Source organism: Stenotrophomonas sp. 63632_Sma (genome assembly GCF_056482875.1).
On sequence record NZ_CM151220.1, the window covers coordinates 536,618 to 561,860 of the forward strand.

At 63.2% G+C, this 25,243-nt stretch carries 22 protein-coding genes; 15 read left to right on the forward strand and 7 right to left on the reverse strand.

What is annotated here, in order from left to right; all coding sequences use genetic code 11:
* Positions 1–297 precede the first annotated feature (297 nt).
* From ACZK45_RS02455 to galE, 7 genes are all read left to right on the forward strand, one after another.
* Positions 298–534: an HP1242/YdcH family protein gene (locus tag ACZK45_RS02455; protein WP_004154075.1), complete on the forward strand. Its 237-nt coding sequence runs from the start codon at positions 298–300 to the stop codon at positions 532–534.
* A 299-nt stretch (positions 535–833) separates the two neighbouring features.
* Positions 834–2,204: a pyridoxal-phosphate dependent enzyme gene (locus ACZK45_RS02460; RefSeq protein WP_032127973.1), complete on the forward strand. Its 1,371-nt coding sequence runs from the start codon at positions 834–836 to the stop codon at positions 2,202–2,204.
* Positions 2,205–2,327: 123 nt separating this feature from the next.
* The gene (locus ACZK45_RS02465; protein ID WP_478445401.1) at positions 2,328–3,503 is read left to right on the forward strand and encodes a cystathionine gamma-synthase; all 1,176 of its coding nucleotides are present in this window, start codon (positions 2,328–2,330) and stop codon (positions 3,501–3,503) included.
* 31 nt (positions 3,504–3,534) lie between these two features.
* A complete protein-coding gene (locus ACZK45_RS02470) occupies positions 3,535–4,398 on the forward strand; it encodes an ABC transporter permease (protein ID WP_065722706.1) in 864 nt (287 codons plus the stop codon).
* Positions 4,388–5,815 (forward strand): ABC transporter ATP-binding protein, encoded by a 1,428-nt coding sequence (locus ACZK45_RS02475; RefSeq protein WP_478445402.1) that lies wholly within the window; start codon positions 4,388–4,390, stop codon positions 5,813–5,815. Before ACZK45_RS02470 ends, ACZK45_RS02475 begins: the two co-directional genes overlap by 11 nt.
* Before the next feature lie 16 nt (positions 5,816–5,831).
* Positions 5,832–8,138, forward strand: coding sequence for a class I SAM-dependent methyltransferase (locus tag ACZK45_RS02480; protein WP_478445403.1), 2,307 nt, complete (start codon positions 5,832–5,834; stop codon positions 8,136–8,138).
* A gap of 42 nt (positions 8,139–8,180) precedes the next feature.
* Positions 8,181–9,194 carry a UDP-glucose 4-epimerase GalE gene (gene galE, locus ACZK45_RS02485; RefSeq protein WP_478445404.1) on the forward strand — a complete coding sequence of 338 codons (1,014 nt, stop codon included), beginning with the start codon at positions 8,181–8,183 and terminating at the stop codon, positions 9,192–9,194.
* A 25-nt stretch (positions 9,195–9,219) separates the two neighbouring features.
* On the opposite strand, the gene ACZK45_RS02490 is transcribed toward galE, so the two are convergent.
* Together ACZK45_RS02490 and ACZK45_RS02495 are read right to left on the reverse strand one after the other, a co-directional pair.
* On the reverse strand, positions 9,220–10,419 hold the full coding sequence (locus ACZK45_RS02490; RefSeq protein ID WP_478445405.1) for a glycosyltransferase: 1,200 nt from the start codon (positions 10,417–10,419) through the stop codon (positions 9,220–9,222).
* Between the two features lie 16 nt (positions 10,420–10,435).
* The gene (locus tag ACZK45_RS02495) at positions 10,436–12,421 is read right to left on the reverse strand and encodes an HAD family hydrolase (protein WP_478445406.1); all 1,986 of its coding nucleotides are present in this window, start codon (positions 12,419–12,421) and stop codon (positions 10,436–10,438) included.
* Between the two features lie 232 nt (positions 12,422–12,653).
* On the opposite strand from ACZK45_RS02495, the gene ACZK45_RS02500 reads away from it, so the two are divergent.
* Genes ACZK45_RS02500 through ACZK45_RS02515 form a run of 4 tightly spaced genes read left to right on the forward strand, consistent with a single transcriptional unit; the run spans position 12,654 to position 17,580 of the window.
* Complete coding sequence (locus ACZK45_RS02500; protein ID WP_478445407.1) at positions 12,654–13,643, forward strand: glycosyltransferase family 2 protein; 990 nt, start codon at positions 12,654–12,656, stop codon at positions 13,641–13,643.
* Complete coding sequence (locus ACZK45_RS02505) at positions 13,640–14,632, forward strand: lysylphosphatidylglycerol synthase transmembrane domain-containing protein (RefSeq protein ID WP_478445408.1); 993 nt, start codon at positions 13,640–13,642, stop codon at positions 14,630–14,632. The genes ACZK45_RS02500 and ACZK45_RS02505 overlap by 4 nt, the downstream gene beginning before the upstream one ends.
* The gene (locus tag ACZK45_RS02510; RefSeq protein ID WP_065722713.1) at positions 14,629–15,933 is read left to right on the forward strand and encodes an NAD(P)/FAD-dependent oxidoreductase; all 1,305 of its coding nucleotides are present in this window, start codon (positions 14,629–14,631) and stop codon (positions 15,931–15,933) included. Before ACZK45_RS02505 ends, ACZK45_RS02510 begins: the two co-directional genes overlap by 4 nt.
* 3 nt (positions 15,934–15,936) lie before the next feature.
* Positions 15,937–17,580, forward strand: coding sequence for a hypothetical protein (locus ACZK45_RS02515; RefSeq protein WP_478445409.1), 1,644 nt, complete (start codon positions 15,937–15,939; stop codon positions 17,578–17,580).
* A 53-nt stretch (positions 17,581–17,633) separates the two neighbouring features.
* On the opposite strand, the gene ACZK45_RS02520 is transcribed toward ACZK45_RS02515, so the two are convergent.
* Positions 17,634–18,572 (reverse strand): electron transfer flavoprotein subunit alpha/FixB family protein, encoded by a 939-nt coding sequence (locus ACZK45_RS02520; RefSeq protein WP_132809124.1) that lies wholly within the window; start codon positions 18,570–18,572, stop codon positions 17,634–17,636.
* The gene (locus ACZK45_RS02525) at positions 18,572–19,318 is read right to left on the reverse strand and encodes an electron transfer flavoprotein subunit beta/FixA family protein (RefSeq protein ID WP_478445410.1); all 747 of its coding nucleotides are present in this window, start codon (positions 19,316–19,318) and stop codon (positions 18,572–18,574) included. Before ACZK45_RS02525 ends, ACZK45_RS02520 begins: the two co-directional genes overlap by 1 nt.
* A 285-nt stretch (positions 19,319–19,603) precedes the next feature.
* On the opposite strand from ACZK45_RS02525, the gene rfbB reads away from it, so the two are divergent.
* The 4 genes from rfbB to rfbD are packed head-to-tail and all read left to right on the forward strand — an operon-like array spanning position 19,604 to position 23,017.
* On the forward strand, positions 19,604–20,659 hold the full coding sequence (rfbB, locus tag ACZK45_RS02530; RefSeq protein WP_478445411.1) for a dTDP-glucose 4,6-dehydratase: 1,056 nt from the start codon (positions 19,604–19,606) through the stop codon (positions 20,657–20,659).
* A 14-nt stretch (positions 20,660–20,673) separates the two neighbouring features.
* Positions 20,674–21,561 carry a glucose-1-phosphate thymidylyltransferase RfbA gene (rfbA, locus tag ACZK45_RS02535; protein WP_478445412.1) on the forward strand — a complete coding sequence of 296 codons (888 nt, stop codon included), beginning with the start codon at positions 20,674–20,676 and terminating at the stop codon, positions 21,559–21,561.
* Positions 21,558–22,115, forward strand: coding sequence for a dTDP-4-dehydrorhamnose 3,5-epimerase (gene rfbC, locus ACZK45_RS02540; RefSeq protein WP_065722719.1), 558 nt, complete (start codon positions 21,558–21,560; stop codon positions 22,113–22,115). Before rfbA ends, rfbC begins: the two co-directional genes overlap by 4 nt.
* Positions 22,112–23,017 carry a dTDP-4-dehydrorhamnose reductase gene (rfbD, locus tag ACZK45_RS02545; protein WP_100434005.1) on the forward strand — a complete coding sequence of 302 codons (906 nt, stop codon included), beginning with the start codon at positions 22,112–22,114 and terminating at the stop codon, positions 23,015–23,017. Before rfbC ends, rfbD begins: the two co-directional genes overlap by 4 nt.
* A 3-nt stretch (positions 23,018–23,020) precedes the next feature.
* Here the strand turns inward: rfbD and ACZK45_RS02550 are convergent, their stop codons facing one another.
* From ACZK45_RS02550 to ACZK45_RS02560, 3 genes are read right to left on the reverse strand one after another with little or no spacing between them, the layout of a single operon-like run.
* Positions 23,021–24,586 carry a hypothetical protein gene (locus ACZK45_RS02550; RefSeq protein WP_478445413.1) on the reverse strand — a complete coding sequence of 522 codons (1,566 nt, stop codon included), beginning with the start codon at positions 24,584–24,586 and terminating at the stop codon, positions 23,021–23,023.
* Positions 24,586–24,924 carry a hypothetical protein gene (locus ACZK45_RS02555; RefSeq protein WP_153674979.1) on the reverse strand — a complete coding sequence of 113 codons (339 nt, stop codon included), beginning with the start codon at positions 24,922–24,924 and terminating at the stop codon, positions 24,586–24,588. The genes ACZK45_RS02550 and ACZK45_RS02555 overlap by 1 nt, the downstream gene beginning before the upstream one ends.
* Positions 24,902–25,228: an EamA family transporter gene (locus ACZK45_RS02560; protein WP_157804773.1), complete on the reverse strand. Its 327-nt coding sequence runs from the start codon at positions 25,226–25,228 to the stop codon at positions 24,902–24,904. The genes ACZK45_RS02555 and ACZK45_RS02560 overlap by 23 nt, the downstream gene beginning before the upstream one ends.
* Positions 25,229–25,243 lie beyond the last annotated feature (15 nt).

Below are 25,243 nucleotides of genomic sequence, written 5' to 3' on the forward strand. Positions count from 1 at the left end.
CGATGAGCATTCAGCCTGAACCCCGCCCCGGCGGGGTTCGGTCTTTTTGCCGCAGGGGTCTTGTACCCCGCCTTGAGCAGGCGTAGGGTCAATCGTCCGGGACGCAATGCCGCGGACCGGACGATGGGAGGGCCGGGCCGATGCAAACAGGGCGCGAACCGCAGCAGATCGACGTGCGCAGGCCAGTGCCGCAGGTCGTTGCAGGCGTCCAGGTGGCCATCGACCGGCGCTCCTCCATGAACAACGCCCCGTGCCTTGCGGCCGGGGCGTTCGTGTATCTGTCGAAGGAGGTCCATCATGTTTGAAGATCAGCCCCAGAGCGAGATCGACGCCCGTCGCGCGCGTGATCCGGAGTTCAGGGCACTCCATGACCAGCACCGTAAGTTGAACAAGAAGTGCATGGACGCGGAGTTGGGTGTACTCCCGATCGATGATGTCACCCTGGGTCGCATGAAGCGCGAGAAGCTGCTGGCCAAGCAACGACTTCTGCGAATGTACGAAACACCGCTCCCAATGACGTCCCCCACGCTTTGACGCACCCCGTCACGCCCGGAACGGCGTGACCCGGCCATCGATGGCCCCGCCGGGCGCTCCTGCCCCGGCATCGCGGCACCGCCGATGAGGCGGCCGCGCCAAGGCACCACAGGCCGTGGTGCCTTGGCCTGCAGGCACAGCTCACCGATGCGGGCGGTACCGGTCTCCTCGTCGATCCGGGGCCGTCCGCATCTCTTTTTACGGTGGACGGGCTGCGGCCCTGCCGACCTGACTTTCATCGCCATCCGTCGGATAATCATCGGTCCGGCCCTGTGCGGCGCGAACCGAAAGTCCTCCGAATGCCCATCCATTCTTCCGTCCTCGAACTCATCGGCCAGACCCCGATCGTCAAGGCCCAGCGCCTGGACACCGGCGTCTGCGAGCTCTACCTGAAGCTGGAGAGCGCCAACCCGGGCGGATCGATCAAGGATCGCATCGGCCTGTCGATGATCGAGGCGGCGGAAAAGCGCGGCGACCTGAAGCCCGGTGCCACCCTGGTCGAGGGCACGGCTGGCAACACCGGCCTGGGCCTGGCGCTGGTGGCCCAGCAGAAGGGCTATAAGCTGATCCTGGTCGTTCCCGACAAGATGAGCCGCGAGAAGATCTTCAACCTGAAGGCGATGGGTGCCGAAGTTCGCCTGACGCGCTCGGACGTGGCCAAGGGCCATCCGGAGTACTACCAGGATCTGGCCAAGACCATCGCCGAGCAGACCCCGGGCGCCTACTTCATCAACCAGTTCGGCAACCCGGACAATCCGGCCGCGCATGAATTCGGTACCGGCCCGGAAATCCTCGAGCAGATGGGCGGCGACCTTGACGCCATCGTGTTCGGCTGCGGCAGCTCCGGCACCATGACCGGCCTGTCGCGTGCCTTCGCCAAGCTGTCGCCGAAGACCGAGCTGGTGCTGGCCGATCCGGTCGGTTCGATCCTGGCCGAGTACATCAACGACGGCAATCTCAACGACAAGTCGGGCAGCTGGCTGGTGGAAGGCATCGGCGAGGACTTCCTGCCGTCGATCTCCGATTTCAGCCGCGTCAAGAAGGCTTATGCCATCAGCGACGCCGAGAGCTTCCACACCGCACGCGAACTGCTGGGCAAGGAAGGCATCCTGGGTGGCTCGTCCACCGGCACCCTGCTGGCCGCCGGCCTGAAGTACTGCAAGGAGCAGACCACGCCGAAGAAGGTGCTGGTGCTGGTGCCGGATACCGGCAACAAGTACCTGTCGAAGATGTACAACGACTACTGGATGCTGGACAACGGTTTCCTGCAGCGCCCGCAGCACGGTGACCTGCGCGACCTGATCCTGCGCCCGTACGGCCAGCGCGACACCGTGGTGATCGGTCCGAACGACCTGCTGACCACCGCCTACCAGCGCATGAAGCTGTACGACGTATCGCAGCTGCCGGTGATGGACGGCGAGCAGCTGGTCGGCATCGTCGACGAAAGCGACGTGCTGCTGCACGTGTATGGCGATGAGGCACGCTTCCGCGACACCGTCGCCACCGCGATGGTCAGCAAGCTGGACCGGCTGGACGTGAAGTCCCCGATCGAGGCGCTGCTGCCGGTGTTCGACCGCGGCCAGGTGGCGATCGTGATGGACGGCGACACTTTCCTGGGCCTGATCACCCGTATCGATCTGCTGAACTATCTGCGCCGTCGCGTGCAGTAAGCCGCTGATCGCCGACGTTCACTGCTGAATCCTGGTTTATCCGCGTCAAAGGTCGTTAAGGCCGCGCTGGTAGACTTCCGCACCTTCGATGGCGCCGTGCGTCGGCGCCCCTCAGGAAAGAACATGTCCAACGCAACTTCCCAGGATCGCGCCCTGGCCCTGGCTACCCTGGCCATCCACGGTGGCCAGTCGCCCGACCCCAGCACCGGCGCGGTGATGCCGCCGATCTACGCCACCTCGACCTACGCCCAGTCCAGCCCGGGCGAGCATCAGGGCTTCGAGTACTCGCGCACCCACAACCCGACCCGCTTCGCCTATGAGCGTTGCGTGGCGTCGCTGGAAGGCGGCACCCGCGGCTTTGCCTTCGCTTCGGGCATGGCGGCCAGCTCGACCGTGATCGAGCTGCTGGACGCCGGCAGCCATGTGGTGGCGATGGACGACATCTACGGCGGCAGCTTCCGCCTGTTCGAGCGCGTGCGTCGCCGCACTGCCGGGCTGGACTTCAGCTTCGTCGACCTGACCGATCTGGCCGCGTTCGAGGCCTCCATCACGCCGAAGACGAAGATGGTGTGGATCGAGACCCCGACCAACCCGATGCTGAAGATCGTCGACATCGCCGCGGTCGCTGCCATCGCCAAGCGCCATGGCCTGATCGTCGTCGTCGACAACACCTTCGCCTCGCCGATGCTGCAGCGTCCGCTGGAACTGGGTGCGGACCTGGTCCTGCATTCGGCCACCAAGTATCTCAATGGCCACTCGGACATGGTCGGCGGCATGGTCGTGGTCGGCGACAACGCCGAACTGGCCGAGCAGATGGCCTTCCTGCAGAACTCGGTGGGTGGTGTGCAGGGCCCGTTCGACAGCTTCCTGGCCCTGCGTGGCCTGAAGACCCTGCCGCTGCGCATGAAGGCGCACTGCGCCAACGCGCTGGCGCTGGCCCAGTGGCTGGAGAAGCACCCGGCCGTGGAAAAGGTGATCTACCCGGGCCTGCCGTCGCACCCGCAGCATGAGCTGGCCGGCAAGCAGATGGCCGGTTACGGCGGCATCGTTTCGATCGTGCTCAAGGGCGGTTTCGAGGCGGCCAAGCGCTTCTGCGAGAAGACCGAACTGTTCACTCTGGCCGAGTCGCTGGGCGGCGTGGAAAGCCTGGTCAACCACCCGGCGGTGATGACGCATGCCTCGATTCCGGTCGCGCGGCGGGAGCAGCTGGGTATCAGTGATGCGCTGGTAAGGCTGAGCGTGGGTGTGGAGGAGTTGGGGGATCTGCAGGTGGATCTGGAACGGGCGCTGGGCTCGTGAGACAGCGGCTAGCCCGGGAGTACTTACATCCATGAATGACGTTGTCGTCCATACGCCGAACTCGATTTCAGAGCGTACCAATCTGTTCAATGCGCCCAGGAAGCTGGCGCGGAGCATCTGGATCCATCGCAGCCTGATCGTGCAGATGACCCGGCGTGAAGTGACCGGGCGCTACAAGGGGTCGTTGCTCGGCCTGGCGTGGTCGTTCTTCAATCCACTGCTGATGTTGGTCATCTATACGTTCTTCTTCTCGGTGATCTTCAACGCGCGCTGGGGCACTGATGCCCCAGGTGGCAAGGCTGCATTCGCGATCATCCTGTTCTCCGGCCTGATCATGCATACCTTCCTGGCCGAATGCATCAACCGTGCCCCCGGTCTGATCGTGGGCAATGTGAACTACGTCAAGCGTGTCGTGTTTCCATTGGAGATTCTTACGCTGATCTCGCTGGGCTCGGCGCTGTTCCATGCGGCAATCAGTCTCCTGGCGTTGTTTGCCGCGCAGCTGGCCTTCATGCAGGAGATGCACTGGACCGTCGTGTTCCTGCCGTTGGTAATGTTGCCCCTGATCCTTGCGGCCATGGGCCTGTCGTGGATCCTTGCATCGCTGGGCGTATTCGTCCGCGATGTGGGGCAGATGACTGGTACGGTGATGACGATCCTGCTGTTCCTGTCGCCGGTGTTCTATCCCATCACCGCGCTTCCTGAGAAGTACCGCGGCTGGCTGATGCTCAATCCACTGACCTTCATCATCGAGAATGCGCGCAAGGTGATCGTGTTCGGAACCTATCCTGACTTCCGCCAGCTGCTGGTGGGTACGGTAATCGCCGGTGTTGTTGCCATATTCGGCTTCTGGTGGTTCCAGAAGACCAGGAAGGGGTTTGCCGATGTCCTCTGATGAAATAGCAATCAGTGTACGTGGCGTCAGCAAGCGCTATGAGATGTATGACACCCCGCGGCAGCGCCTGAAACAGTTCTTCGTGCCGGCGCTGAACCGTGTTTCGCCGGGCCTTTGCCACGATCAGTTCCGTGAGTTCTGGGCACTCCGCGACATCGATTTCGAGGTCAAGCGCGGTGAGGCGGTCGGTATTGTCGGGCGCAACGGCAGCGGCAAGAGCACGCTGTTGCAGATCATCACGGGCACCTTGTCGCCTACCGCCGGCGAGGTCCGTACCAGCGGGCGCATTGCTGCGCTGCTGGAGCTCGGATCGGGTTTCAATCATGAGTACTCAGGGCGCGAGAACGTTTATCTCAACGGCGCGCTGCTGGGCCTGACGCCGGCCGAGATCGACGAAAAGTTTGACGCTATTGCTGGGTTCGCCGATATCGGCGACCACTTGGAACAACCCGTCAAGACCTATTCCAGCGGCATGCTCGTACGTCTGGCGTTCGCCGTGCAGGTGCAGTTGAGGCCCGACATCCTGATCGTTGACGAGGCCTTGGCCGTGGGTGACGCGCTGTTCCAGAAGCGCTGCTTCCAGCAGATCGAGCGCCTCGTCAGTGACGGCGTATCGTTGCTGTTCGTTTCCCACGACCAGGAATCGGTGCGCACCTTGACCAATCGGGCGCTGCTGCTGCGCGATGGCCGGCAGATCGGCTGGGGAACGTCTTCGGAAGTGATCGTGAGCTATCGGCGACTGCTGCATGAGGAGGAGTCGCGCTACTTCTCCTCATTGACTGAGAAGATCGCGGCGTCGGCAGCCCTCCACAAGCAGGAATCGGAGCCTTCGCTTCCCGTGCTGCCCCTCGACACGCGGGCCGATGCTGCTTCGTCGCCGCCGGCCGGAGAGGTAGAAGTGGCCCAGGGCGCACGCTCGGGCAACATGTCATTCGGCGACCAGCAGGCCTTTGTTGTGAAGGTGGAGACGCTGGACGAGGCGGGTGACAACGTATCCGTGTACTACCCCTCGCAGCGGATCACCATTCGCGTCGAATGCGAGAGTCGTGTCGCAATCAGCAATTTGAATGTCGGAGTTCGCATTCGAAACAAGGAAGGTTTCAAGATTTATTCATGGGGCACCCTGAATCAGGACATGAAGCGCCTGGCAGGCCTGGCAGAAGGCGAGGTCTTCTGGAATCGCCAGTTTGCCCCGGGTGAGCGCTTCAGTGTCACGTTCACCTGCGATTGTGATCTCGGTGTCAATCTGTACGAAATTCAGGCCGCAGTGTCCTTTGAAGAGCGGCCGGACTACACCAGCCAGCGCATACTGCACTGGATGGATGAAGCCGCGTTCTTCCAGGTGCTGATGCGCAGGGATGAGCATTTCTTTGGCGGTGTCATCGACCTGAGGATGCAGGCCGATTGGGACCGTTAGCGATGGGTGTGTGGATATGGGTGAGAACGAGAGCGTAGCGGTCTACCAGCTGCGTTGGGACCGGTGTTGGAGTGCCGGTGCAGAGGACGACACTCCGGCGATTGCTGCGTTCGCGCAGACAATCTTGGCTACTGCCGGTGCTGGCAAGGTGCTGGACGTCGGCTGTGGCCGTGGCGGGCTGGTCGCAGAGCTGCTCAAGCAAGGCGTGGACGCCCGTGGTGTCGATATATCGCAGGTCGCGATCAGCGCGGCGCAGCAGCGTGCGCCGGGTCGTTTCGCCTGCGCTGCTGCGACGGCCCTGCCTTACCCCGATGGCCATTTCGATTGTGTCGTGGCCAACGGCCTCTTCGAGTACCTGGATGAAGTGGATGTGCCGCCCGTGCTCGCCGAGCTGCGACGGATCTGCCAGGGGCAGTTACTGGTACGCGTGCAGGTGTCGGCGGTCGTGGAGGAGGGGGATGGCAGGCAGGTCATCGAGGGCCGCAGCTGGTGGGAGCAGAAGTGCTTCGACGCGGGCTTCCGCAAGCACCCCGGCTACTTCGACCTGATCAACTTCGAGTCGTTGAACTTCGACGACGGTGTGATTTTGCTGGCACTGGAGGCGAAGCCCGTGGTGGCGGGCGATGCAGTGTGCGACTCCTGCTGCAGCACGGGTATCGTGGCCGACGCCGAACTCTACAAGTACCACTGGGCGGCGGGTTATGTACGCCCGGGTGACCGGGTGCTGGATCTGGAGGCGGCGGCCGGTGCAGGCAGCTATCTGCTGTCGCGCCGCTCCGAAGCGGACACGCTCTACTGCGTGATCGATCCCGCGGCACGTTTGGCCTTTGAGGCGGCCTATGTCGCAATGGATCCCCGCCTTCGCCCGACGCTGTCCGGCGCAGCACCTGAAGTCGATTTCGTCGTCGCGGTCGGTGACCCGAAGTCGCGCGGGACGCTGGTGGATGTGCTGGATTCGCTGCAGGGCGGGGTTTCGCCTGGAGGTCGCGTGCTGCTGTCACTGGTGGCAGACGGTGGCGACGCCTCGGAATCATGGCCCAAACTGCAGGATGTACTCCCGTCCGGTTGGTACCTCGAACAGGCCTTCAGCCTGCTCGGTGGCATTCCCCGGGGCAGGGGCGGTGCGGTGCGTGCATTTGCCCCCTGCGGGCTGGAGTGCACGGACACGGTCCCGAAGGGCGCCGAGTTGCTACTGGTCGTGATGCGGGATCCGCTGGCTTCGGGATTCGTCTACCGTGAATCCGTCTACGGAGCCAGTGATAGACCGGCCGAAGTTCTGGAGTTCGCCCGCGACTACCGTAATCCCTGGCTGCTTCGTGCGCTGGTGGAGTTCCCGTTCCGCGCACGCAATCCGCAGGTACTCGCCGACATCGCCCGGCGCGTGCTGGCGCAACCTGCGAACGAGGGTGCTCCGGACGCGGCGGCTGCGTTGGCCGTACTCGGCTACCAGATGCTCGAACGTGAGGAGCTTGTGGCCGAGGAGGTCACTGTCGTGGTCAGGCGGATGGTGGAGCACTTGGACCGCGCCATCCCGTCTCCACACGCGTTGCGCTGGTCGATCTCGCTGCGCTATCTGTGCGCATCCCTGTTGCGTCGTATCGGTGATCTGGATGGAGCGCTGGAAGCGCTTGATGCGGTTGTTGCCGTTGACTGGCGCTCGTTCAGCCCGACCATCGGTACCAAGATCGTCGATGCCGCCTACGAGGCCGGGCAGCTGCTGGCCGCTGGCGGTCAGCCGGAACAGGCCCGTGCGCGTTGGCGCATGGCCAGCACGGTTGCCTTCGAGATGCTTGCGTGCGGGCATGAGGCTTACCTGGGGGATCCGGAGCAGCCGCAGCAGTTCGCATCGATCGTGGGGGTTGAGCTTCTGGACTCGGCGACGCGCAGCATCAAGGCGCTGCGCTGGTCGGCTCCCGCGCGACAGCTGCCCCAGGAGCGCCTGCTTGAGCAGAGCCGGCAATGCTGGAAGTGGATGATCCGCGAGCGTACCGACTCGATTGCATCCCAGGCGCGCCTGCTGGACGAGCGTTGGCAGGTTCTGCAGTCGCTGGACCAGATGGTGTCCGAACGGGATGAGATCATCACGTCGCTCGAACGGATGGTGTCCGAACGCGACGAGGTGATTCAATCCCAGGGGCACCTGATCGATGGCCGCGATGAATCGATCCGTTCGATGACTGCCTTGATCGATGCGCGTGATGAGGCTCTGCAGGGGCAGGCCGACCTCCTTGAAGCGCGCTGGAAGGTGATGACCCATATGGATGCTGAAATCGCGGCGCGTGACCAGATCATTGCGAGCCTCAACCAGAAGCTCGGCAAGTAGTCCATCCCAGCGGCATGTACGAAGAAATAAGGAAGAACAAGGATGAAGATCCTGGTAACTGGCGGCACCGGCTACATCGGCTCGCACACGTGCGTGAAGCTTGTCGAGCAGGGTTACGATGTCTGCCTGGTGGACAATCTCTGCAACTCCTCGGCACGTGTGGTAGACCAGCTGGCCAAGATCATCGGCTTCACTCCCGAGTTCCATCAGATGGACATCCGCGAGCCGGCATTCGCCGAGCTGCTGCGCAGCAGCGGTGCGGAGGCGGTGATCCATTTCGCCGCGCTCAAGTCGGTGGCCCAGTCGGTCGCCGATCCGCTTTCCTACTTCGACAACAACATCACCGGCACCCTGTGCCTGCTGCGGGCCATGAAGGACGCAGGTGTCGGCAAACTCGTGTTCAGTTCATCGGCCACGGTCTATGGCGATGGCAACACCTCGCCGATCACAGAGTCGGCCGGCCTTGGTGCGGTCAATCCCTATGGCCGTACCAAGCTGGTGATGGAACAGATGATCGGCGATCTGACCGCCTCCATGCCGGAGTTCGGGGCAGCGCTGCTGCGCTACTTCAACCCTGTCGGTGCCCACGAGAGCGGATTGATCGGCGAGGATCCCAACGGCCCGCCGAACAATCTGATGCCCTACATCTCGCAGGTTGCAATTGGCCGTCGTACCGCATTGAACGTGTTCGGCAATGACTATCCCACCAGTGACGGCACGGGAGTGCGCGACTACGTGCACGTGGTCGACCTGGCCGAGGCCCATGTGCGTGCCATCGATGCCCTGCAGAAGCACCCGCGGGGCTTCACCGTGAACCTGGGAACGGGGCGCGGCTATAGCGTGCTTGAGGTGGTGCATGCATTCGAGCGGGCGTCGGGCCAGAGCATCGCGGTGGACTTCGCGCCACGTCGGGAAGGTGACGTGGCGGAGTGCTTTGCTGATACGGGCCTGGCCGAGCAGTTGCTGGGCTGGAAGGCGCAGTTCGACCTGCAGCGTATGTGTGAAGACAGCTGGCGCTGGCAGACGCAGTATCCGAGAGGCTACCAGGACGTTTGAGTAGCGTCCCGACTTACGGGCTGGTTCAGAACCAGCCCTCGCCGATGTAGCGGCACCATTGACGGAAGTCGTGGATGGCGCGGATGCGGTACAGGCGCGCGCCGACGCGCTTGCGCAGGCTGACGTGCTGCGGGATGTGCTTAAGACGTTCGTTCTCATCGGCAACATATCGCGCCCAGAAATGCTCGTTGCGTTCGCGCAGTTCGGTGCGGTCGACTGCCGGCAACGACTGCATCTGACGAAGCACTGACTCGAACTGGGTCGACGAGGTATTCCAGTCGGGCCAGGCCTCGGCCGTCGCGATTGCATTGTGCTTCAGCCGCTGCAGTTCATCCGGCGAGTCCTTCAGCAGATTCAGGGCATTGACTACACCACTCTCGTCGTCACGCTGCAGGACCAAGGCGTTCTCGCCATTGCGGATGTACTCGTCATGGCCGGTGACGTTATAGACGATCGCGGTGCCGCCACAGTGGAACATCTCCAGCGGCGGCCCGAACATGCCTTCGACATAGCTGAGCTTGACGATCACATCGCATGAGCGATAGATCGCGGGAACCTGGTCGATCGGAACCCTCGAGAACAGACGGTCGATGCCTGGATACCAGCGCAGCTGACTGGAGGTCAGCAGCCAGGTCTGGTCGGCGCGGCTGTTGCGGGTAAGTTTTAGGCTGCGGCCGACGTTCTTGAAGAACACACCGAAGGGACCTTCGACCAACACGCGCAGATCGCGGCCCCGCGGCGCGTGGACCGGGCCGTCCAGGCGGTACAGATCCTTGCGGATGCCATTACGCACCAATCGGGCATCGTTTCCATGGTGTTCCCCCAGGTGTTCCTGGATCCAGGTTGCCTCGGTGACGGCCGGGAGCCCCAGATCGTAGGTGCTGTCGACCAGCGCCTGTAGTGGTCGCTCCGCGTCGGGGTAAAAACGCGATTCGATGGACTGCACAAAGTAGGCGTACTGGTCGGCATTGATCTTGTGCAGCTCGGTGGCGGTACGCCACCAGGTGGCGACCGCCAGATCGAAGTGCTCCTCGCCGAGGTCCCAGATCTGCACGATCCGCAGGACATCAAGTGCGGGGTGCCATTTGCGTTGGCTCGCGACATGGGGGTACTGCAGTACCAGGGTGACGTCATGCCCTTCCTGGATCGCATGCAGTGCATGCTGGAACACCACGTAGGTACCACCGCTGATGTCGGCAGAGCCGACAAAGAACGCAATTTTCATTCAGGCTTCCCGGTGATCAATCTTCAATGCCGCGCAGTCGACCTGAGGCGTAGCGCGAGGCAACCCAGCGGCCACCGCGCTGCAGGCAGGTCAACAGGGGCCAGAAGCCGAGGTTGTCCACGCCATTGCGGCGCAATGACAGGTAGAAACGAAGCTTGTCGATGAACGATGGCTGATGTGCGCCGACATCGAAGGTGGAATGGTTGAACACGCCGAAGTTCTCGACGTGGTAAACGTTCTCGAACCACTCGATTGCGGCCTGGTCCGGCTGCAGCAGCATGCGTGCATGCGCGCGCGTGGCCAGGCGTTCCAGCTCACGGGCAGGGATGTTGTGGTGGCGGAAGACGCGATCCAGTTCAACGAACAGGTCCCACAACTGGGCTTGCAGCGGTGCGACCTTGCTGCGGAACAGCGACTCCTCGCTGAACTCCTGGTGGCTCACCACGGGCAGGCCGTTGGCATCGAAGCTGTAGCGCAATGCCGAGCCATGGTCGGCCGCGAGCACGACTTCGAACAGTGCACGGTTTTCGTTGAAAACTGCGAAGTTGCGGCTGGTGTTGCCAACGCAGGAGAACAGCAGGCCATCCTTCCGGTTCCGGGCCGAAGCCGAACCGCTGGCCACCAGGCCGATGTAATGGCCTTGTACGGCTGTCAGGCCGTTGTCCGCACCGATGACGATGGCCGAAATGTTGTCCTGGATGGTGCCCTTCCAGCCCACATCGACCAGATGCAGGGTCTGGGCTGTGGGGTCGGCCCCGAAGGCGTTCAGGTAGGCGAGGAACGCCGAGCGGCGTGCCAGGCGTTCCTGTTCATAGGTCTGCTGGAACAGCGCATCGGCACGCAGGCGGGCGAAGACTTCGCTGGACGGGAGGTCATCCTGGATGGCGTCGGCCCCAACGCCAAGGCGCTCGGCCAGTTCAGCAGACATCGACTGCAGGCCAAGGCTGGACAGGAAGTCGTTGAGCGAGATGCGCCGATACTGGCGGAACAGCGTCTCGAAGGTTTCCTGGGCCAGTGGCTGCAGTGACGGCAGCAGGGTGGCGCGGCGCGAGACCTCGAGATAATGGCTGCGAATGCGGACTGCGCCCTGGAGCTGCCGCGTGCTCTGGTAGTGGTCGAACAGGCGCTTCAGGAACTGGCCCTCACGGGCCAGGAAAAACACATCGCGGGCACCCTCGCGGACCAGGCGCGCATGTAGACGGTCGATGAAAAGATGGAGCGTGAGCGCAAGCTCGCGGAACACGCCGGGTCCTGCACTGAGCAGGCGATTGACGTCGGCACGGGTACGGGCAAGGTCGGCGGCACGTTCAGCCAGCACCTGGTAATGGGCGTGACGTCGACTGCGATCCAGGTGGATGGCGTGGAGTCCAGCGGCCCTGGCGTTGTTGAAATCAGCGTGCTCGTTGTCGCCGATCATCAGCACCCGGCCTGGCGCGATGCCCGTTTCCGCAAGCAGGCGGGCATACATTCCATTGCCGCGCTTGGTCGTGAACGAATCGCATGATACGAACATGCGTTTGAAGGCCGTATCCAGCCCATGATGGGCAAGGAACCGCTGGAAAACATCGGTTTCAAGATAGAAATCGCTGACCAGCCAGCATTCAATGCCCTTTGCCGCTAGCTCCCGGACCAGGCCAACCACCTGTTCGTCCAGCTGCTGAGTAGACAATTCCAGCGAGACTTCCAGGTCCAGCGCGAGTGTGGTGAATGCGGTGCGAGGCATCGACTGCAGCCCCGGGTTGGCGTCCCAAAGTTCGATATAGACCTCGCTGGCGCGGAATTCGCTGTCCAGGCCGGGACCACGGTCGATGGCGCAATGAGCGGCCTCGCGCGCGTTGCGCTGGCGATACAGCTCGGGGCCGTCAGGACCCTCTGGGAAGGTGCGGGCAATCCCCTCGGCCCACAGCCGCTTTACGTCCTCCGGATGGACGCCCCGCGATACCAGGGTATCGAAGTAGTCGAAGCAGACCACCGAAGGCTGAATGCGTTCAATTTCACTCATGACCCCCTTCGGGTCGATATCGGTGCAATGCTCTTGGGTCATGGACTGTCGTGAATGGCCTGTAGCGAAAGGGTGCGGGTTACGCAAGAGGGGATAGAGATGGTATCAGCGTCGCCTGGGACCGCGGTAGCGCAAAGGTGGCGAGGCTCGGATATCATGTCCGGCTGAAAATGACGCGGCCTGAATGGGCTGTGCGCCGTTCATCCGAAGGATGTGGACCCAGGACCCTGCAATGAGCATTGACAATCCGGACGGCAGATTGTTGTCTATCGTCGTACCTTGCTACAACGAGGAAGAGGTGCTGGCCGAGACACTGCGCCGCCTCTCCGAGACCGCGGAAACCCTTGAGGCCCGTGGACTGAAGGTTGAATTGGTATTCGTTGACGATGGCAGCCGGGATCGTACCCGTCAACTGCTGAGGTACTATGCCGCCAGTGATCGTCGTGTCCGCATGCTGGGCTTCGCACGCAATTTTGGCCATCAGCTGGCGGTAACCGCCGGCATTGACGCAGCGCGCGGCGATGCCGTGGTCCTGATCGACGCCGACCTGCAGGATCCGCCGGAAGTGATCGCGGAAATGGTCGATCGCTGGGAAGAGGGGTTCGACGTGGTCTATGGAACCCGCACGGACCGTCCAGGTGAATCGCGGTTCAAGCTGGCCACTGCTCGCGCCTTCTACCGCGTGCTCAACCACCTGTCCGATGTGCCGATCCCGTTGGATACAGGGGACTTCCGCCTGATGAGCCGCAATGTTGTCGAGGTGCTGAAGTCGATGCCGGAGCAGGATCGCTTCGTTCGCGGCATGGTCAGCTGGGTGGGTTTCAACCAGATTGCCTTGCCCTATCGCCGTGACAAGCGTTTTGCGGGCGAAAGCAAGTATCCGTTGCGGAAGATGGTGCGCTTCGCGACCGACGGAATCCTGTCTTTTTCGGCCAAGCCACTGCAGATTTCGGTGACGCTGGGTGTGCTGAGTTCGTTGCTCGCGATGTTCGTCATTGTCTATTCGCTGGCCATGCGCCTGTTCACCCAGGTATGGGTGCCGGGCTGGACCGCACTGATGATCGCGGTGCTGTTCCTGGGGGGCGTGCAGCTGATCTGCGTCGGCATCCTGGGCGAGTACATCGGCCGCATCTACCGTGAGGTCAAGCGTCGCCCATTGTACATCGTGCAGGAAACGAGGGATGGCACCGCTGCCGTCAGTCGGACGGAGTCTGGTGAATGAGGGGGGCCCGAAAGGTCCTGCGACTGCTGGTCGGGGTGGGGGTGGCGGGCTTGTTCGGCTGGCTGGTGCTGCGCCAGGTCAGCGTCGAGCAGATGAAGAATGCCTTTGCCAACGTCGGCTGGGGCTGGCTGGGTCTGGCCCTGTTTTGCTTCCTGCTGGGCTACTCTGCACGCATCGAACGCTGGCGCCGGATGTTGGCGCGCGACAACGCCGACCTGCGTTGGCGCGACTGCGCGGGACCGTTCATGGGCAGTTTCGCCATGAACAATGTACTGCCGATGCGCGCTGGCGACATCCTCCGTGCCTTTGCATTCAATGACCGTCTGGGCGTTACCTCCGGCGTGGTGGTGGCGACCCTGTTCGTCGAGCGCCTGCTGGACCTGCTGATGGTCGTGCTGCTGCTCGGCATTGCCTTGTGGGTCAGTGGCGCCAGTGATTCGCTGGCCGGCGGCGTCGGGATCTGGACGCTGGCGGCGGCAGGGCTGGTAATTGCCCTGGTGCTGTTGTTCCCGGGCGCGTTCTCGCCGTTGCTGGCCTGGGGCGGTCGCCTGCTCTCGCGCATTTCGCCCCGCATCGGAGCCCGCGTGCAGGGTGAACTGTTGAAGGGGGTCGATACCCTTGGCCATCTTTCCGGCAAGGGCACCATGGCCGGCCTGATGCTGTGGTCGGTGTTGGCATGGACCGGCGAGGGGCTGGTGTTCTACCTGTGCGCCAAGGCGCTGGCCAGCCTCGCTGTTGCCGCGGCAGCCTGGCTGGCTTTGCCGCTGGGAACGCTGGCCACGCTGCTCCCCGGCACGCCAGGTTATGTGGGGACTTTCGATTACTTCGTGGTCAGGGCGATGAAGACGATGGGCAATGGTGTTGCCGAATCGACGGTCTATGCGCTGCTGGTCCATTTCATGTTGTGGCTGCCGCCGACAGTGATTGGCGGTCTGTTCCTTATGACCCGTTCGATGCGGGGCAAGCCGTCTTCCGAGGATAGGAAATGAAGAACAAGAGCGTTGCCATCATCGGTGGCGGATTCACCGGTCTTACCGCTGCTTATGAACTGGCACGCAATGGCGTGCAGGTGACGGTGCTGGAGGCCGAAGCCGATGTTGCCGGCCTGGCAGCAGCATTCGACGTTGGTGGGGAGAAGCTGGATTGCTTCTATCACCACTGGTTCACCAACGACCTGGAGGTCATGCAGCTCATCGACGAGCTGGGTCTCAATGACCGGGTTGAAGTGAATCCGACGAACACTGGCATGTACTACGCCAACAACTTCTTCCGCCTGTCCACTCCATGGGACCTGCTCAACTTCACACCGCTTTCGTTCGTCGATCGCATCCGCCTGGGCCTGCTCGCCCTGCGCGCGCGCAGGGTCAAGCACTGGATGGAGCTGGAAGGCCTGACTGCGGCCCAATGGTTGAAGAGCCTGGGCGGTGAGAAGGTCTATGAGGTGGTGTGGGAGCCGCTGCTGAAGGGCAAGTTCGGCCCTTACGCCGAGACGATTTCCGCCGTGTGGTTCTGGAACAAGCTGAAGTTGCGTGGCGGCAGCCGTGGCAAGGGCGGTGAAGAGCGTCTTGCCTATTTCCGCGGTGGCTTTGCCAGCCTGGCCGAGGCGTTGGCGGCCCGCATCGTGGCGCTGGGGGGCAAGGTGATCACCGGTACCCGGGTCGACAGCTTCGCCCCCAATGGCGACGGCTGGCAGTTGCAGACGAGTGCCGGCCCGATCGATGCCGACAAGGTGCTGGCCACCACCGCGCTGCCGCTGGTGGCCGACATGGTCTCCGGCTGGGCGTCGCCGGAGTATGTGCAGTCGTTGCAGCGCATCCAGTACATCGGCAATGTCTGCCTGGTGCTGGAGATGGACCGCAAGCTGTCTGATACCTATTGGTTGAACGTCAACGATCCCAGCTTCCCGTTCGTCGGCGTCATCGAGCACACCAACTTCGAGCGTGCCGAAACCTACGGCGGCAGCCATATCGTGTATCTGTCCAAGTATCTGCCGCATACGGATGCGCTCTATTCGATGGACCGCGATCAGTTCCTCGACTTCGCGTTGCCTTATCTGCAGAAGATGTTCCCGGCACTACGCCGCGAATGGATCACCAAGCACCACCTGTGGCGTGCACGCTGGTCGCAACCGGTTGTCGAGAAGTTCTACAGCCGCCTGATTCCCGAAGTGCGTGGGCCGGAACAGGGCTTCTACCTGTGCTCGATGGCGCAGATCTATCCGGAAGACCGTGGTACCAACTATGCGATCCGCGAAGGTCGCAAGGTGGCGCACGAAATCCTTGGGAGCTGAACCATGCCGGTTGTCGCCCGGATACTGCTGACCCTGTTGCTGGGGTACCTGTGCCTGGTGGCCGGCCGTGCCGTGCTGGCCTTCCAGTACAACACCTGGGGGGAGAGCTACTACGTCCTGGTGGACGACGCTGAAAAAAAGGTGTTCGATCAGCGTGCACGGCACATCCCGGTAGAAGCATTGGAGGGGCGTGGTCTGCGCTGGGAAGGCGACGTCCTGACCCGGGACGGACAGCCTCTGTCCAGTCATGCCGACAAGCAGGTGAAAGTATTTCATGCCGGTGGCGGTCCGCTGCACTCGGCGGCGGTTCGCTGGCTGGGCCTTGGGGTTGTCCTTGTCTTGACGATCCTGATGTGGCGCCGCCAGGTTGCAGGGCGCTGGCTGGGTCGGCTGCGCACCGCCTGTCCATGGTTGCGGCCGGTGGATCTGCTGGTTGCGGCAGGCCTGTTGCTGTTCTCCCTGCTCAAGGTAGGCATCATCGACATGGGCCCCTTCGGGCAGGTCGTCACCGGGCTGCAGTTCGGACTGAACTTCTACGTCCATGACGTGCTGGTCGGTACCGGTGGGGCGCTGACGATCTACCCGTACAACCCGGTGAGCCTGATCTGGATGCAGGCCCTCGCTGGCATTCAGGGCGACCTGCAGTCGATCGGGATGAATCTGCGTCCCTATGCACTGGTCAGCCTGTCGATCGTGGCTGCCTATATCTGGCTGTGCCTGGAATTGCAGTTGCTGTTCAAGGAGCGCTGGCGCGGCAATCCGCGCCTGCTGTTCTTCGTACTGCTGTTCAATCCCTTCGGCCTCTACTATTCGCTGGTCCTGGGCCAGGTCGATGTGATTGCGGTGGCCCTGCTGGTGGCGGGCGCGCGCCGGGTTCTCGCTCCGGGAACACTGGCCGCCGGACTGGGACTGGTGGTGCTGGGCCTGGTGTTCGCCAAGCCTCAGCACATGCTGGTCCTCCCTGCATTCGCCATCGCCCTGTTCGCTGCCCGTAGGCAGGCACTCAAGGGGCGCATCCTGCTGATCGCGGCCGCGGTGACAGTGGCCAGCCTGGCCATCTACTGGAGCTACGGTCGGGTGCCGGCCTATGCCCTGTCACTGGGGGTGAACCCGCAGTCGCAGCGGATCGGCTGGGCCACCTGGTTCCCGTTGTTTGGCGATGCAGTGGTGATCAACCGACCGTTGGCCTTCCTGACCATTGCGTTCCTGGTCCTGGCTTACCGGGTGAAGCACGTTGCCGATGGCATGGGGGCCTGGCAGGTTGTCGCGCTGGTGACCGCAGCATTAACTGCCTGGTTCCAGGCGGCCTATGCGCACACCTTCGGCATGGCCATGCTGATGTTCCCGGCTCTGATGCTGCTGGTGGCCGAAGCTGAGGACCGTTGGCGTGCCGCGGGTGTCTGGCTGGCGTCGATCCTCCTGTTGGTGGGTTGGGGAACCGGCGAAGTCGGGGACATGGCGGGCATCTTCGGCAAAGTGCTTTTCAGCCCGGAAAGGGTCCATCACATCGTGGCATTGGGTGTGAACTATCCGTCTCTGCTGGCGACGTTGGAGGCGGCAGCCTACATCGCATTTGGCGTGATGTTGATGCTGCGCCTGCTGGGTGGTGCGGAAACGGCAGACGCCGGTCGCTATATCGATCGTTGAGCACTGCATGAAAGAGGCCGGCCCTGTCGGGGCCGGCCTTCACTTTCAGCAGATCAGAGCGCTTTTTCCAGCTCTGGCAGGATCGCAAACAGATCCCCCACCAGGCCGATATCGGCAATCTCGAAGATCGGCGCGTCGCCGTCCTTGTTGATCGCCACGATCGTGCCGGCATCCTTGATGCCGGTCAGGTGCTGGATCGCACCACTGATGCCAACGGCCACGTACAGTTCCGGCGCGATGATCTTGCCGGTCTGGCCGACCTGCAGGTCGCTGGGCACGTAGCCGGCATCGACCGCCGCACGCGAGGCACCGACGGCAGCACCGAGCTTGTCGGCCAGCTGGAAGATGACCTTGAAGTTCTCTTCCGAACCGACGCCACGGCCTCCCGAAACCACGCGCTTGGCGCTCTGCAGGTCCGGACGGTCGCTGGCACCGGCGGCCAGGCCGACGAAGCGGGTATGGGTCGGCAGGGCAGCGTCGACGCTTGCTGCTTCAACGGCGGCATTGCCACCCTGGGCCGCTTCCGGCCACGACGCGGCACGCACGGTGGCGACCACGATCTGGTCGGCCGGGGCTTCCACGGTGATGATCGCGTTGCCAGCGTAGATCGGGCGCTTGAAGGTGTGGCTGCCTTCAACGCTCATCAGGTCGGAGACCTGGTTGACGCCGAGCAGGGCGGCCACGCACGGCATCAGGTCCTTGCCGAAGGTGGTCGACGGGCCGAATACGTGGGTGTAGCCCTTGGCCAGCTGTGCGATCTGCGGCGCCAGCACCTGGGCGATGGCCTGCGCGTTGGCCGCGTTGGCGACGGTCAGGACCTTGGCGACCCCAGCGATCTTCGCGGCTTCAGCGGCGACAGCGGCCGGATCGGCGGCCAGCACCAGCACGTCGATGCTGGCACCGCTGATGGCGGCGGCGGCACTGACGGTCTTAGCGGTGGCGGCGTTGAGCTTGCCGTCGTGGTGCTCGGCGATGACGAGAATCCTGCTCATTACAGCAACCCCTTCTGCTTGAGTGCGGCAACCAGTTCGGCCGCGTCCTTGACCATCACACCCCTGCTGCGCTTGGACGGCGCGGCGTACTGGGTGGTCTTGAAGGTGTCGGCGGCTTCAACGCCGAGGTCGGCCAGCTGCAGGGTCTCCAGCGGCTTGGCCTTGGCCTTCATGATGTCCGGCAGCTTGATGAAGCGCGGTTCGTTCAGGCGCAGATCGGTGGTGACCACGGCCGGCAGGTCCACTTCCAGCGTTTCCAGGCCGGCGTCGACTTCACGGGTCACCGTGGCCTTGCCGTCGGCAATGTCGAGCTTGCTGGCGAAGGTCGCCTGCGGGCGGCCCCAGAGCGTGGCCAGCATCTGGCCGGTCTGGTTGGCGTCGTCGTCGATGGCCTGCTTGCCGAGGATCACCAGGTCCGGCTGTTCCTTCTCGATCAGCTTGAGCAGGGTGCGCGAGGCGGTCAGCGGCTGGATGGCCTGGTCGGTGACGACGTGGATGGCACGGTTGGCGCCCATGGCCAGGCCGTTGCGCAGGTGCGCCTGGGCGTCGGCCGGGGCGATGGTGGCAACCACGACTTCGCTGGCGATGCCCTTGTCGCGCAGGCGCAGGGCTTCTTCCAAGGCGATTTCATCGAAGGGGTTGGGGGACAGCTTGACGCCGTCGGTGACCACGCCGGAACCGTCCGGCTTGACCTGAATGCGGACGTTGTAGTCCACCACGCGCTTGTACGCGACGAGGATTTTCATCTGCTGCTCGATCCTTGTAGTGCCGGCCGCTGGCCGGCTCACAGTTGCGGAGAACGCCCGGTCCTGCAACAGCAACCGGTTCGGGGGTGGGACCCCGATTCTAGCTGGCTTGGGGTGACCATGCGAATGCGTATGGTTTTGCTGCGGCGCGGCAAAATCCATCGCGCCGGGTCCTTTGTTCATGCTCGGCAGACAGTTGGCGGGGGCCCTCCATGTATTCTGTATGGCTGAATCGGACGGTTCTCATATCGCCGGACTTCGATAGATCGATCAGGAGAACAGGTAGTGCCCACATGGCTTGTCACCGGCGGCGCCGGATTCATTGGCGGTAACTTCGTTCTCGAGGCCGTCGCGCGCGGCGTCAAGGTCATCAACCTCGATGTGCTGACCTACGCCGGCAACCTGAAGACCCTGTCCAGCCTTGATGGCAACCCGAACCACCTGTTTGTCCAAGGCGACATCGGCGACCGCGAACTGGTCGCCCGACTGCTGGCCGAGCATCAGCCGGATGCCGTGGTGAACTTCGCCGCCGAAAGCCACGTTGACCGCTCCATCGATGGCCCCGGCACCTTCATCCAGACCAATGTTGTGGGCACCCTGGGCCTGCTGGAAGCGGTCCGTGACTACTGGAAGGCGCTGCCGGCCGAACAGGGCGCGGCGTTCCGTTTCCTGCACGTGTCCACCGACGAGGTGTACGGCACGCTGGGTGAGACCGGCAAATTCAGTGAAACGACCCAGTACGCGCCCAATTCGCCGTACTCGGCGTCCAAGGCTGCGTCGGATCACCTGGTACGTGCGTTCCACCACACCTATGGGCTGCCGGTGCTGACCACCAACTGTTCGAACAATTACGGCCCCTACCACTTCCCCGAGAAGCTGATCCCGCTGGTGATCGCCAAGGCGCTGGCCGGCGAGCCGCTGCCGGTGTACGGCGACGGCAAGCAGGTGCGCGACTGGCTGTTCGTGTCCGATCACTGCGAAGCGATCCGTACCGTGCTGGCCAAGGGCCAGGTCGGCGAGACCTACAACGTCGGCGGCAACTCGGAAAAGCAGAACATCGAAGTGGTGCAGGCCATCTGCGCGCTGCTCGATGCGCGCCGCCCGCGTGAGGATGGCCAGCCGCGCAGCAGCCAGATCACCTACGTCACCGACCGCCCCGGCCATGACCGCCGTTACGCGATCGATGCGTCGAAGCTGAAGAACGACCTGGGCTGGGGACCGGCCTACACCTTCGAGCAGGGCATCGCCTTCACCGTCGACTGGTACCTGGACAACCAGGACTGGGTCAACGGCGTGCTCGACGGCAGCTACCGCCTGCAGCGCATCGGCACTGCGGCCTGAACCCAGGAGACACCATGACCCAGCGCAAGGGCATCATCCTCGCCGGTGGTTCCGGCACCCGCCTTTATCCGATCACCAAGGGCGTCAGCAAGCAGCTGTTGCCGGTGTACGACAAGCCGATGATCTATTACCCGCTCAGCGTGTTGATGCTGGCGGGCATCCGCGAAGTGTTGATCATCAATACCCCGCACGAACAGGCGCTGTTCCAGCAGTTGCTGGGCGACGGCTCGCAGTGGGGCATGGACATCCAGTACGCGGTGCAGCCCAGCCCCGATGGCCTGGCCCAGGCCTACCTGATCGGCCGCGACTTCGTGGCCGGCAAGCCGAGCTGCCTGGTGCTGGGCGACAACATCTTCCACGGCCACGGCCTGCGCGAAGTGCTCAAGCGCGCCGACGAGCGCGTGGATGGCTCGACCGTGTTCGGCTACTGGGTCAATGATCCAGAACGTTACGGCGTGGCCGAGTTCGACACCAGCGGCAAGATCATCGACCTGGTGGAGAAGCCGGAGAACCCGCGCTCGAACTATGCGGTGACCGGCCTGTATTTCTACGACGGCAACGCCAGCGATTACGCGGCGGAACTGAAGCCGTCGCCGCGCGGCGAGCTGGAGATCACGGATCTCAACAAGCGCTACCTGGAGGAAGGCAATCTTCACCTGGAAGCGCTGGGCCGTGGCTATGCCTGGCTCGACACCGGCACCCACCAGTCGCTGCTGGAAGCATCCAACTTCATTGAGACCATCCAGACCCGCCAGGGCCTGCAGGTCTGTTGCCCGGAAGAAATCGCGTTCGGAAAGGGCTGGATCAGCGCCGAGCAGCTGGAAGCACTGGCTGCACCGCTGATCAAGAATGGCTACGGCCAGTACCTGCATAAACTCGCGCTGCGTGGAGTCGTTCCGTGAAAGTGATTGAAACCAGGTTGCCCGGCTGCGTAGTGATCGAGCCGGCCGTGTTTGGTGATGCCCGTGGTTACTTCTTCGAAACCTGGAATGCCGAGCGCTTCGCCGCGCTGGGCCTGCCGCATCGCTTCGTACAGAGCAATGTTTCCACCTCGGCGCAGGGAGTGCTGCGCGGCCTGCATTATCAGTGGCCGCGCCCGCAGGGCAAGTTGGTGAGCGTGCTGGAAGGGGAGGTCTATGATGTCGCCGTAGATATCCGCCGTGGCTCGCCGACCTTCGGCCAGTGGGAAGCGGTAGTGCTGAGCGCCGAGAACAAGAAGCAGTTCTGGATTCCGGATGGCTTCGCGCACGGCTTTGCGGTGCTGTCCGAACGCGCGGTGTTCAGTTACCTGTGCACCGAGGTGTACCTCAAGGACTTCGATGCCGGCGTGCGCTGGAACGATGCGGACATCGCCGTGGACTGGCCGATCAGTGCACCGACGCTGTCGGCCAAGGATGAGAGTGCTCCCTTCCTGAAGGACATCGCTGAAGACCGCCTGCCGGTCTACGTGCCATGACCGTTCTGGTATTCGGCGGCAACGGCCAGGTCGGCCAGGAACTGCTGCGCGCGCTGGTGCCGCTGGGCAAGGTGGTCACGACCACCCGCAGCGGCATCCTGCCCGATGGCAGTGTCTGCCAAACCGCCGATTTCGACCAGCCGGACAGCCTGCCGGCCTTGCTCGACCGGCTTCAGCCATCGGTCGTCGTCAATGCGGCGGCTTACACCGCCGTCGACCGTGCCGAACGGGAAGTCGACGCGGCCTTTGCGGTCAACGCACAGGCACCGGGCGTGATCGCGCGTTGGTGTGCGGCGCATGATGTGCCGTTCGTGCATTACTCCACCGACTATGTGTTCGATGGCCAGGGCACGGCACCGTACCGTGAGGACGAGCCGACCGCACCGCTGGGTGTCTATGGCATCAGCAAGCGTGATGGCGAGGACGCCGTACGGGCTGCGGGAGGACGCCATCTGATCTTCCGCACGGCATGGGTGTATGCCTCGCATGGCGCGAACTTCCTGCGCACCATGCTGCGTGTGGGCGCCGAGCGCGATCGGCTGCGCGTGGTGGCTGATCAGATCGGTACACCGACCTCTGCAGCGCTGATCGCCGATGTTACGGTGTTGGCACTGCAACGATCACCATCATTGTCGGGCACCTGGCACCTGACGGCGAACGGCCAGACCAGCTGGCATGGATTCGCCGAAGCGATCTTTGCCGAAGCACTCGCGCTGGGCCTGCTGGAGCGGGTGCCGGACGTCGAGGCGATCCCCGCTGCTGATTACCCCACGCCTGCGCGACGCCCGTCATGGTCGGTGCTGGACAACCGTGGCCTGCAGCAGGCGCTGGAGATCCAGTTGCCCGACTGGCGTCATGGCTTGCACGCGGTGATGCGGCAACTATTGCGGCAGCAGCACTGACTCTCACTGCGCGCAGTGATGACCACCGGGTTTGATCCGCCGGTACAACGTGCCGCCAAAGATGCCGTAGTGCTTGGCCGGGTCGGCTGGAAGGACGCCGATCTGCTCGTACAGCGAAGACATTGCGATCGCCTGCTCCAGCTCGTGCGCGCCTGGCCAGTCGGTGCGCGTGGTGGTCAACACCAGGTCGGGAGAGCAGGTCGCAAGCTCTTTCGCGAGCCGTGCTGGATCAAGGTCGAGCTGGATGATACGCGCACTGAGGTTGTTCAGTTCACCGGAGGGTGGCAGGCGCCCGGACAGCGGATACACGCTGAACATGAAGCCGCTGATGCTGGCGGACGCACCGGGCGGTGCGGCATCACGCAGCATGCGTGCAGCCAGTAGATAGTTGGATCGCTCGATCTGGTCGGCAGGCCAACCGTGCTGGACCAACTGTTGGACTTCGGCCAATGCCTGGGGGCTTTCCTTCGCCTGCGTGAGCACGGGAGGCACCAATAGCAGTGCTTCGCCAATGGCGAGCACGCCGATGGCAAGGCTGGTGCGCTTCGCACCGGCCGGGAGCAAGGTGCGCCAGGCTAGCGCGCAGAGCATGGCCATGGCCGGCAGCATCACGGCGAAGTGATAGGGGAAGCCGGCCTTGGTGGCAGGTTCCACCAGCGGCAGCAGGGCGCATGCGAACCAGAACAATGAACGTCGCAGCAGCCAGTGATCCCGACGGGCGACCATCATGGCCAGCAGTACGACCGTGGCCACGATCGAAAGCGCGCACGCGATCGGCGCAGCAGCTACACTGCGGCGGGCCGCCAGCAGGAACAGTTCCATCGTTTGTGGTTGGGCCGAGTAGACTGCGCCGGAGCCCCGATAAGCGTCCAGCAGGCTCGTCAGATCTCCACGCAGTGCGATATCAAGCGCCAGCAAGGGGAGCGCCAATGCTGCGCCGCCGGCACACATGGCCAATGCCTGGCGGCGGCCGTGACTGATCCAGGCTGCAGCGACTGCGAGCACGGCGAACGGCGCCAGTGTCTCGCGCAGCAGTACGCCGAACGCGATCAGTACTCCCATCAGGAGCCATCGATGGAAGGATGCGGAGTCCGCGCGCTGCCACAGCAGTACGGCTGCGAACAGAGGTATGAAGGCCGCCTGATAGCTGTTCTTGAATCCATACTGGATGAACTCGGTATGGTTCATGCCAAGAAGGAACGGCGCGCCCAGCAGCAATGGCCCCCACCACCGGCTTCCGGACTCGCGGGCGATCATGGCCAGTAGCAACAGGCCAGCCACGCTGGCGACGATCAGGTCGGCCAAGCGGAGCATGGGCAGTGATTCTGCCTGTAGCCCGTTGATCCACGACAGCAGGATGGGATAGAGCATCAGTGGCCCATCCCCGGGTAGTTGCCCTGAGCCCTCCAGCAACAGGTACGCCTTCATCGCGAAATAGGCCATGTAGCCTTCGTCGGTGGCAGGCGGCGAACGCAATAGCAGCAGGCGCGGCAGGGCAATGGTCAGAACCACGATGACCAGCCAGGGCAGCCAGGCGTGGACGCGTGAGGAGGGGCGCACATGTGCCATCAGTGGAGGCTCGCGAGAACTACACCAGCGCAGACCAGGCCCGCGCCCAACCAGAAGCGCAGGGTCAAACGTTCCTTGAAGAGGGCGGCACACAGTACGGGAACCGTGAGGTAGGCCAGTGCGGCGAACACCACCAGCATCGATAGCGGCAGCGTGCGCAGCAGCACGATCACCAGTAGGACCGAAATCAACTGCAATCCGATCGCAAGCATCAGAAGCAGCCACTTGCCTGCCTGCTTGTGGGTGCGTGCAGCGGCCTTCATCGCCAGCTGTGACAGAGTGCTGGCACATACCGAGGCAAGTCCGAGGGAAAGCTCAGCGGGCGTCATGTTGGCCATTGGCCCCGTTGATGATGAACAGGCCGATCACGATCAGTGCGACGCCGACCATGAAGCCTGGCGGCAGAATCTCACCAAACAGACCCGCGGCGGCGAGGGGCGTGAGCAGGTAGATCAATGCCGTCCATGGATAGGCGGCGGAGAGAGGCATCGCCCGAAGCGTGATGAACCAGCAGACAAACCCCAACGCAGAAGCAGCCAGTCCAGCATGCAACCAGGGATTGAGCAGCGTCTGCGGGCCGATTCCGCTTTCGCCGGAGGAGCGCAGGCCTGCGTACTTGAATGCGACCTGGGCGGCAGTCATGAACAGGATCATGGC

Coding starts and splice junctions, on each gene's coding strand:
- ACZK45_RS02465 (WP_478445401.1), top strand. CDS start 2,328: ATGTCCAACGCAACTTCCCAGGATCGCGCCCTGGCCCTGGCTACCCTG.
- ACZK45_RS02555 (WP_153674979.1), bottom strand. CDS start 24,924: ATGGCCAACATGACGCCCGCTGAGCTTTCCCTCGGACTTGCCTCGGTA.
- ACZK45_RS02495 (WP_478445406.1), bottom strand. CDS start 12,421: ATGAGTGAAATTGAACGCATTCAGCCTTCGGTGGTCTGCTTCGACTAC.
- ACZK45_RS02520 (WP_132809124.1), bottom strand. CDS start 18,572: ATGAGCAGGATTCTCGTCATCGCCGAGCACCACGACGGCAAGCTCAAC.
- ACZK45_RS02505 (WP_478445408.1), top strand. CDS start 13,640: ATGAGGGGGGCCCGAAAGGTCCTGCGACTGCTGGTCGGGGTGGGGGTG.
- ACZK45_RS02490 (WP_478445405.1), bottom strand. CDS start 10,419: ATGAAAATTGCGTTCTTTGTCGGCTCTGCCGACATCAGCGGTGGTACC.
- ACZK45_RS02510 (WP_065722713.1), top strand. CDS start 14,629: ATGAAGAACAAGAGCGTTGCCATCATCGGTGGCGGATTCACCGGTCTT.
- ACZK45_RS02460 (WP_032127973.1), top strand. CDS start 834: ATGCCCATCCATTCTTCCGTCCTCGAACTCATCGGCCAGACCCCGATC.
- ACZK45_RS02470 (WP_065722706.1), top strand. CDS start 3,535: ATGAATGACGTTGTCGTCCATACGCCGAACTCGATTTCAGAGCGTACC.
- rfbD (WP_100434005.1), top strand. CDS start 22,112: ATGACCGTTCTGGTATTCGGCGGCAACGGCCAGGTCGGCCAGGAACTG.
- ACZK45_RS02500 (WP_478445407.1), top strand. CDS start 12,654: ATGAGCATTGACAATCCGGACGGCAGATTGTTGTCTATCGTCGTACCT.
- ACZK45_RS02550 (WP_478445413.1), bottom strand. CDS start 24,586: ATGGCACATGTGCGCCCCTCCTCACGCGTCCACGCCTGGCTGCCCTGG.
- ACZK45_RS02525 (WP_478445410.1), bottom strand. CDS start 19,318: ATGAAAATCCTCGTCGCGTACAAGCGCGTGGTGGACTACAACGTCCGC.
- ACZK45_RS02560 (WP_157804773.1), bottom strand. CDS start 25,228: ATGACTGCCGCCCAGGTCGCATTCAAGTACGCAGGCCTGCGCTCCTCC.
- ACZK45_RS02475 (WP_478445402.1), top strand. CDS start 4,388: ATGTCCTCTGATGAAATAGCAATCAGTGTACGTGGCGTCAGCAAGCGC.
- ACZK45_RS02515 (WP_478445409.1), top strand. CDS start 15,937: ATGCCGGTTGTCGCCCGGATACTGCTGACCCTGTTGCTGGGGTACCTG.
- rfbA (WP_478445412.1), top strand. CDS start 20,674: ATGACCCAGCGCAAGGGCATCATCCTCGCCGGTGGTTCCGGCACCCGC.
- ACZK45_RS02455 (WP_004154075.1), top strand. CDS start 298: ATGTTTGAAGATCAGCCCCAGAGCGAGATCGACGCCCGTCGCGCGCGT.
- ACZK45_RS02480 (WP_478445403.1), top strand. CDS start 5,832: ATGGGTGAGAACGAGAGCGTAGCGGTCTACCAGCTGCGTTGGGACCGG.
- galE (WP_478445404.1), top strand. CDS start 8,181: ATGAAGATCCTGGTAACTGGCGGCACCGGCTACATCGGCTCGCACACG.